A 1,898-nucleotide genomic window follows, 5' to 3' on the forward strand; every position below is an offset into this window, starting at 1 on the left:
AAATTCATTGACCTCAGCGGCTGATGCCCTGACTGTCAACCCCTATTCGAGGTAAGACTCATCTTTTATGCTGCTTGCGACACTGATGAATGCCCAGATCAGCGAATCCTATCTTGATTCAAAACTTTGAGACAATGTTTCCAACACTAGGTCCAATTCCGACTAAACCACTCCGATTGATAAAAGTGATGGGTTTACATGACGCAGCAGCCTACTTTCAAAAGAAAGCACTTCGTTTACAGTCAACGGCATGAACGACTCGACCACCATTGTCAGCCGCTGCGACGCCACGACCTGCCGCTTCAACAGCGATATGGCCTGCACCGCCGGCCAGATTGAAGTGAGCCTGAGCGCCCAGCAGGCCCAGTGCCTGACCTTCAGCCCGGCCAGCGACGCCCAGAGCGACCAGCCCAGCGCCCAGAACTAAGCGGCACATCTGCGAAGGCCTCCGGTGACACCGGGGGCTTTTTTGATCCCTTCAGGGTGCAGACATGCGGAAGCCCGGAATACCTGATGCCTCTTTCCGTTAGTGGTTGCGGCATTGGCCAGCAGCGCCGCAAGCGGCAGGAACAGAGGTCGCCCGAACCGCCTCCCCGACCCCAGGTGGGCCGGCGCGGGTCATTTCTTCATCCTGAACGCGCTACCCTGTTCTCTATGTCGGACGCTCTCCTTACGCTGGAAATCGAGAAACTGGTCGCCGGAGGTCTGGGGCTGGCCCGTGACGAATCCGGCGTGGTGCTGGTGCGCGGCGCGCTGCCGGGTGAACAGGTCACCGCCCGCGTGCGCGCGGGCAAGGGCGTGCGCCAGGGCGAGGTCGTGGAGGTGCTGCGCCGCAGCCCCCAGCGCGTGGACGCCCCCGAGTTGCCCACCGCCGATCTGGCCCACGCGACCTACGCCGCGCAGCTGGAATACAAGCGCGCCTTTGTGGAAGAAGCCCTGAGCCGCATTGCCAAGGTGCGCCACGGCGTCTCGCCCACCGTGCCCAGCCCAGACGCCTGGGGCTACCGCAACACCGCGCAGTATCTGGTGACGCCGCAGGGCCTGGCCTACCGCGAACGCCGGGGCAAAGAGCCCCTGGTGGTGCAGCGCGACCCCCTGGTCATGCCCCAGATTCAGGCGGTGCTGGACAAACTGGACCCCGCGCAGCTGGACCCCGCCACCGAGGTCGCCTTTCGCGCTAGCCGCCTGACCGGCGAGGTGGTGGCCGCCCTGATCGGGGCCGGCGAGCCCAAACAGTTCCTGCGCGCCAGTGACCACCTGATGGACGCGGGCGTGGTGGGCGTCTCGCTTGCCCAGCCGGCCGGGCGCCGCTTTAGCGCCGGGGTGCGCCTGATTGCCGGCGAAAGCGAAATCCGCGAGCAGTTTGGCAACGTGCAGGTGAGCGTGTCGGCCACCGGCTTTGCCCAGGTCAACCCCCAGGCCGCCGGGCTGGCCTACCTGCGCGCCGCTGAACTGGCCGGCGAAGGGGAACACGCCGTGGACCTGTACGGCGGCGCTGGCGCCATCGGGCGACACCTGGCCCCGAAGTTCCGCCGCGTGACGGTGCTGGACGCCGCCCCCGAGGCGCTGGCCCGTGGTCGGCAGGATGTGGCCCAGAGCGGCGAGAAAAACGTGACCTTCAGGAACGGCGACGCCGCGCGCTTCTCCGAGCTGGGCACCGATGTGATCGTGGTGGACCCGCCCCGCGCCGGCCTAGAGGAGGGCGCCCGCGACCATATTCACGCCAGCACTGCAGACCGGCTGGTCTACGTGTCGTGCGACCCCGCCACCTGGGCGCGCGATGTGGGGGACCTCGTGCGCCGGGGCTGGAAACTGGCTGAAGTAGCGCCCCACGACTTTTACCCTCAGACTAGTCACGTTGAGATTGTCAGCGTCCTGAACCGCTGACAGCGGGACTC

The 1,898-nt window shown here is 65.7% G+C and carries 2 protein-coding genes; both read left to right on the forward strand.

The features are described 5' to 3' along the window. The first annotated feature begins 250 nt into the window (after positions 1-250). Positions 251-427 (forward strand): DUF1540 domain-containing protein, encoded by a 177-nt coding sequence (locus tag K7W42_RS22640; protein ID WP_157460020.1) that lies wholly within the window; start codon positions 251-253, stop codon positions 425-427. A gap of 227 nt (positions 428-654) precedes the next feature. After that, positions 655-1,887, forward strand: a complete 1,233-nt coding sequence (locus K7W42_RS22645) for a class I SAM-dependent RNA methyltransferase (protein WP_224577669.1) — start codon at positions 655-657, stop codon at positions 1,885-1,887. Positions 1,888-1,898 lie beyond the last annotated feature (11 nt).

Origin of the sequence: Deinococcus betulae, from assembly GCF_020166395.1 — a bacterium.
GTDB classification, from domain to species: Bacteria; Deinococcota; Deinococci; order Deinococcales; family Deinococcaceae; genus Deinococcus; species Deinococcus betulae.

Coding starts and splice junctions, on each gene's coding strand:
- K7W42_RS22640 (WP_157460020.1), top strand. CDS start 251: ATGAACGACTCGACCACCATTGTCAGCCGCTGCGACGCCACGACCTGC.
- K7W42_RS22645 (WP_224577669.1), top strand. CDS start 655: ATGTCGGACGCTCTCCTTACGCTGGAAATCGAGAAACTGGTCGCCGGA.